Source organism: Nocardia sp. NPDC002869 (assembly GCF_046764065.1).
GTDB classification, from domain to species: domain Bacteria; phylum Actinomycetota; class Actinomycetes; order Mycobacteriales; family Mycobacteriaceae; genus Nocardia; species Nocardia rhamnosiphila.
The window spans coordinates 1-5,906 of the sequence record NZ_JBKOOL010000246.1; the positions used below are offsets into that span (position 1 = coordinate 1).

The following is a 5,906-nucleotide window of genomic DNA, read 5'->3' on the forward strand; positions in this document are numbered from 1 at the left end:
GGGTCGGGTGTCACCGGCGATGCGCCTCCGTTCGCACCGCGCCCCCGGCGTCCGGGGCCGCGTCGCTGCGGATATCGATCCGCCAGCCGGTGAGCCGGGCCGCGAGGCGGGCGTTCTGCCCCTCCTTGCCGATGGCCAGCGAGAGCTGGAAATCCGGGACGATCACCCGGGCGGCGCGGGCGTCCGGGTCCACAACTGTGACGGAAACCACTTTCGATGGCGAGAGTGCATTGCCGACGAAGGTCGCCGGATCGTCGGCGTAATCGATGATGTCGATCTTCTCGCCGGCCAGTTCGCTCATCACATTGCGCACCCGCTGCCCCATCGGACCGATACAGGCGCCCTTGGCGTTCACCCCGGAGACCGTGGAGCGCACCGCGATCTTGGACCGGTGCCCCGCCTCCCGGGCCACCGCCACGATCTCCACCGACCCGTCCGCGATCTCGGGCACCTCCAGGGCGAACAGGCGCCGGACCAGATTGGGATGGGTCCGCGACAGCGTGATCTGCGGGCCACGCGGGCCCCGCGACACCCCCACCACGTAGCACTTGATCCGGTCGCCGTGCTCATAGCTCTCGCCGGGCACCTGCTCGGCGGACGGGATCAGACCCTCGGTCCCGTGCAACTCGCTGCCGATCCGCACCGCTACCGTGCCGCGGGCATTGGCGCGCGCGTCACGCTGCACCACGCCGCCGACGATATCGCCCTCATGGGTCGAGAACTCGCCGAAGGACTTCTCGTTCTCCGCGTCCCGCAACCGCTGCAGTACGACCTGACGCGCTGTGGTGGCGGCGATCCGGCCGAAACCCTCGGGGGTGTCGTCCCATTCGGAGATCACATTGCCGTCGGCGTCGAGTTCGGTGGCCAGCACCCGTACGACTCCGGTGCGCTGATTGATCTCGACCCGGGCGTCGGGTTGATGGCCCTCGGTGTGCTTGTAGGCGGTGAGCAGCGCGGATTCGATCGCGGAGATCACGGTTTCGATCGATATCCCCTTATCCGCCACGATGGCGCGCAGGGCTTCGATTTCGATGTTCATTCCATGGTCCCTTCGGTCGAATCGGACGCGGCGACAGCAGTTCCGGTGGACTCCGCGTCGTCCACTCCCGCGGGTGGGCGGCCGGCGGCGACGCCCCCGGCGAGTTCGAGTTCGCGCGCATTCGGCGGGGAGAACTCCACCTCCACCACTGCGCGCGCGATATCCGCCAGACCGACGCTCGCCAGGCGCGGTCCGGGTTTACCACTCAGTACCAGCGCGATCCGGTCGTCGTCGAGGACACCGATCCGGGCGGTGAAGCGCGTCGGCAGGCCGGGTTCCGGCGGTGCGACGCCCGGTTTCAAGGTGATCTCGGCCTTCCGGCCGCGAGCCCTGCGCCAGTGCCGGGGGGCGGTGAGCGGGCGGTCGATTCCGGGGGTGGTCACCTCGAGCAGGTACCGGGCGGCCTCGAATTCGTCGTCCGCGTCGTCCAGGCAAGCCGACACCTGCGCGCTGAGTTCGGCGATGGTGTCCAGGTCGGCGCTGCGGTCACTGTCCACGATAACCCGTACTCGGGTCTGTCCCGCCGCGGTCGAAACCTCGACACCCTCGAGATCGAATCCTCGACCGGCGACGAGTCCGGCGACGAGCCGGCTCACCCTCTCCTCGGTCGGCATGGGCATATGGGCAGCTCCTGGTTCAGTTGTCACGCGGACGGAAATGTTCTGTGCCGGTGACCTAGCGTAACGCGCCCGGAGAAGGTAAAGGACCAGCGGTCGGCGGTAAGTCCGCGCGGTGGTGCCCGCAGCCGGTGGGCGCCTCCGGTCTGGCACGATGGTCCGGTGACCGAGCGCGTTACCGACCGGCCCGCGGCCGGGTGTCCCCGCGGCCCCTCCCCCGACCGGGCGGGCAGCGCCCGCCGGATGAATCGCCGTACCGCGCTACGGGTCGCGGGCGGCGGCACGGTCGGATTGTTCGCCGTCGGCGCCCTGGTCGCCTGCGCGGAAGATCCGATCACCGAACCGGATGTGCTGGTCGCCCAGGAATTCTCGGCACGCAGCGACGCCGCGGCGGCCACCGCCGCCATCGCGATCGAGCCGCAGCGCACGGACGCGCTCACCGTCATCGCCGCGGAACGCACCGCGCACGCGGCGGCGCTGCGCACCGAGATCGATCGGGCGATCGGCGTCTACGGCGACGGGACGACCCCCGCCGTACGCACCCCGGCGCCCACCACGACGGCGGCCCCGGACGCGCCGCCGAGTATCGCCGCGCTGCGCGATCAGCTGACGTCCTCACAGCGGGCCGCGTCCGATCTCGCCGTCACCCAGTCCGGCTACCGCGCGGGCCTGCTCGCCTCGATCAGCGCCGCCTGCGCGGTCCAGGTGGGGGTGCTGCTGGTATGAGCGGAAAAGAACAGCAGGCGCTGCGCGACGCCCTCGACGCCGAATACGCGGCGGTCTACGCCTACGGCCTGATCGCCGCCCATTCGAGCCCGGAGCTGCGGCGCACGGTCAACGAGCACACCGCCGCGCACCGCGCCCGCCGGGACGGCACCGTCGATCTCCTCACCGGCGACGGGGCCGCCGCGCCACCTCCCGAGCCCGCCTACACGGTGCCCGGCGAGGTCACCGACCCCGCGTCGGCCGCGCGGCTGGCCGTAGTGGTGGAAACCGATACGGCCGTGGCCTGGCGCGCGGTGATCGAACACGCCGGTACCGAGCTCATCCGGCGCACCGGCCTGGAAGCGCTCACCGAATCGGCCGGGCGGCGAGCCGTCTGGCAGGCGGCGGCCGGTATCACCCCGGCGACCACCGCGTTCCCCGGACAACCCTGATCCGGTTCCGGATCAGGGCGGCGCCCATTCCGTGCGATTGGTCGAGTTCGACCGATCGGGCCGGGGCCTGGGGAAGACCGTCTCCTCCTTGCTGCCGCGGCCACGCGACCAGGGCGCGCTGCCCCGCGGTGGGCGTTCCTGTGGGGTGAGGGATCCCAGCCCGCCCGGCATGCCGGGAGCGTAGGGCATCGACGAGCCCGTCCCCGAGTTCCACGGCGTGGACCCGGGCGTATGACCGGATGCCTGCTCCGTTCCCGCAGGAGTCCACGGGGTGTGCCCGGCCGCCGCGGCGATCGGGTCGCCCGGCGGCACCGCGGCGTCGGGCCTGGGCGGATCGTCCGCGGCGGGGACCGGCGCCGCCGGCGGCTGCCCCGCGGCCGGTGGGCCGGGGGCGGACTCGGGTGGTTTCGGGGCCGGGGTGGTGTCCGGAGCCGGGTGCGCCCGGGCCGCCGCGTGCGGTGTCGGCTCCGGGTCCGGATCCGGCCGGTCGCCTACCGCGCCACGAGTGGTCGTGGGTGCCATGGATTCCGGAGAAGTGTCGGCCGTCGGCCGGTCGGCGGCACCCGGGTAGTGATCGTCCGCACCGGTCTCGGTGGACTTCTCCCCCGGGACGGGACGGTCCGCGGGTGGCGGGAGTTCCCCGGGGGGCGGAAGTTCCGCGGGAGACTGGAGTGTTGCGGGGGGCGGGAGTTCCGCGCCATCGGGCGCGGTGGGGGCGGCGGTATCGGCCGGCCCGAGATGCTGCGCGGCCGCCGTGTCCGCCTGCACCAGTAAGGCGACCGTTTGCGCACCCCCGGCCGCGTCCCGCACGCCGCGTCGCATCGCCTCGCCGGCGGACCCTCCGACCGCCCCGAGCCTGGTGGTCAGCTCTCCGGTGACGGAGTTCACGGACGCACCATCCTCGGTCATCGTCACCGCCTCGTCTCACCCTGGGGCCGGCCGTCGCGACAGGGGCCGCTGTACCGTGCACAAACCTCACGCCGCCGATGCCGGCTCGACTCGTCCCCTCGACTGCGGGCCCGGACACCACGCGACATCTGACACGTAACCACCGCCACTCCCGGCAACTACCACCGGGAGTGGGAAGGCAGGCTCGGGAGCGTGATTCGGCGGCCGGAAGGACCCGGGTCGCCGGCGCGGCGGCACCTCGCTACGAGTACGACGCGACTCCGACCGGACCGGTACCCAGGCACACCACCGATCCGGGGGTCCCGTTCCGGATGATCAGTGCCGAGCCGCTGCCGACGATCCGCACGTACACGGTGTTCAGGCCGGCCCGGACCGGCGCCTCGACCCGGTCACCGCGTTCCAGACCCACGGTGAGAGTCGCGTCGCGATCGGCGAAATAGTTGAGCTGGGCGGTCCACTCGTGCGCGATCATGGGGCCGTCGAGGGGGACCCGGACCGGGAGATCCCCACCGATCCGGTAACCGCAGCCCGGTTCCGGACCGGGCGGAATTCCGCGGTTCCACCAGACCCGGGCGTCGGCGAATTCGCCGGAGTCGGTGATCATGCGCAGGCGATCCGTGGCGGCGGCGAAGGCGCCGGGCGGGGCGATCGACGAGAGCACCCGGCCCGCCTCGTTCTCGGGATAGGCCGTCGGATTCAGCACGGTCCACGGCACCTCCTGAGCGAGCAGCGGCGCACCGTCCCACTGCGCGAACTCCGATTTCACCGTGGTCACATAGACTTTCGTCGGACCCTCGGACCAGCTGCGGGTGAATGTAAAGGTCGACCAGAGGCTGCTCAGCGCGAATACCGCCACCACGACGATCGCGGGAAGGGGTCCGCGCCACCGACTGTCTCCCGTCGCGTGTCCACGCGGCGCGCCGCCCACCGCGCGACCGCGTACGAAGGCCCGCAGGATCAGGGCGCCCGCGGCGGTGAGTACCACCGCGGCATCGGCCAGATAGCGCAGCGACATCATGAGTTCGCCGACGGTATTGGGCCCCGCCCGCATCAGGACCACCGGAATCTGCACCGCGGGTACATAGGCCACCGCTGCCACCCACACCGGCCAGACCACGCGCCGGGCCCGGACGGTCAGCAGTATTCCGGCGGCCAGCAGCGCCCACGCCGCCCAGACCGCCCAGCCGGGGGCGACCGCCCACGGCGCCGACGGCACCCACCGTTCCCAGCCCCACGGCCCGCCCAGCAGCGCGGTCACCACTCCGGCCCAGGCCGCCCGGGGCAGCATATGGGCCAGGTCGGCGGAGCCGCCCTGGCCGCGGGAAAGCCCGACTGCCGCCAGATAGAAGACCGCCCACAGCGCGAGGACCGCCGCGGCCCCGGCCCACAGTCCCGCGCCGCGCCGCAGTACCTCCGGTACGGCCGGACGGCGCCCGTCGACGTAGCGCCGCAGCAGTACCACGGCGAACGCCACGAACGGCACCACGACCGCCTTTTCGAAGAACAGCAGCCCCACCGTGGTGACCAGCACTCCGGAGATCGCGTACCGGCGCCGGCCGGTACGGTCCAGCAGCACCGCGTCGCCCACCACCCAGGCCAGCGCGAACTGTAGGGGGAGGGCGTTCAGCGCCGCCGACCACCAGGCGAAGGCCGGCAGGGTCAGGGGGGAGAAAAGAGAGAACGCCAGGGGGATCAGCAGCGCCCGGCGCCGCCCGACTAGCACCAGCAGCATGCGCAGCACCGCGAGCGAGGCTGCCAGCTGGCCGGCCAGCAGCACTACCGCCGTCACCCCCCAGTTCAGCGGCGCGATAGTGGTGACCAGCCAGGACACCGCGAAGGCCAGCGGCATGAAATGGCCGTCGTGATCGTGCAGCAGCAGATCACCGGACAGCAGCGGCAGGGTCCCGGCCCGGCCGGCCAGAATCAGATCGTCCCAGTAGAAGTATCCGTGCGCGGTCACCCACGCACGGACCGCGAGTTGTGCCGCGATGAGCCCGGCCGCCACCCACAGCACGGTGACGCCGGGGACCCGCAGCCGGTTCGCCAGTACGGCCCGCGCATGCGCCGGGAACGCCGCCGGGCTCCGGATAGACGTTCGCTCCGGTGTGAGTGCCGGAGCGGTTCCCATGTCGACCCACCCTACAAGCGACCCGGCCGGAGCACCGTGGCATCGGTGCTCCGGCC

Annotated in this window: 6 protein-coding genes; 2 read left to right on the forward strand and 4 right to left on the reverse strand. The window is 72.1% G+C overall.

From position 1 onward, the window contains the following. Positions 1-10: 10 nt before the first annotated feature. Both nusA and rimP read right to left on the reverse strand, forming a co-directional pair. Complete coding sequence (gene nusA, locus ACLML9_RS27305) at positions 11-1,039, reverse strand: transcription termination factor NusA (RefSeq protein WP_411948201.1); 1,029 nt, start codon at positions 1,037-1,039, stop codon at positions 11-13. Further along, positions 1,036-1,659 (reverse strand): ribosome maturation factor RimP, encoded by a 624-nt coding sequence (gene rimP / locus ACLML9_RS27310; RefSeq protein WP_411948202.1) that lies wholly within the window; start codon positions 1,657-1,659, stop codon positions 1,036-1,038. Before rimP ends, nusA begins: the two co-directional genes overlap by 4 nt. A gap of 159 nt (positions 1,660-1,818) precedes the next feature. Here rimP and ACLML9_RS27315 point away from each other — a divergent pair, with 159 nt between their 5' ends. After that, entirely contained in the window at positions 1,819-2,382 is a 564-nt protein-coding gene (locus ACLML9_RS27315) for a hypothetical protein (protein ID WP_307687565.1), read from the forward strand. After that, positions 2,379-2,813 (forward strand): ferritin-like domain-containing protein, encoded by a 435-nt coding sequence (locus ACLML9_RS27320; protein ID WP_411948203.1) that lies wholly within the window; start codon positions 2,379-2,381, stop codon positions 2,811-2,813. Before ACLML9_RS27315 ends, ACLML9_RS27320 begins: the two co-directional genes overlap by 4 nt. A 12-nt stretch (positions 2,814-2,825) precedes the next feature. Here the strand turns inward: ACLML9_RS27320 and ACLML9_RS27325 are convergent, their stop codons facing one another. Both ACLML9_RS27325 and ACLML9_RS27330 read right to left on the reverse strand, forming a co-directional pair. Beyond that, entirely contained in the window at positions 2,826-3,722 is an 897-nt protein-coding gene (locus ACLML9_RS27325; RefSeq protein WP_411948204.1) for a hypothetical protein, read from the reverse strand. 241 nt (positions 3,723-3,963) lie between these two features. Next, the gene (locus tag ACLML9_RS27330) at positions 3,964-5,850 is read right to left on the reverse strand and encodes a hypothetical protein (protein ID WP_411948205.1); all 1,887 of its coding nucleotides are present in this window, start codon (positions 5,848-5,850) and stop codon (positions 3,964-3,966) included. Positions 5,851-5,906 lie beyond the last annotated feature (56 nt).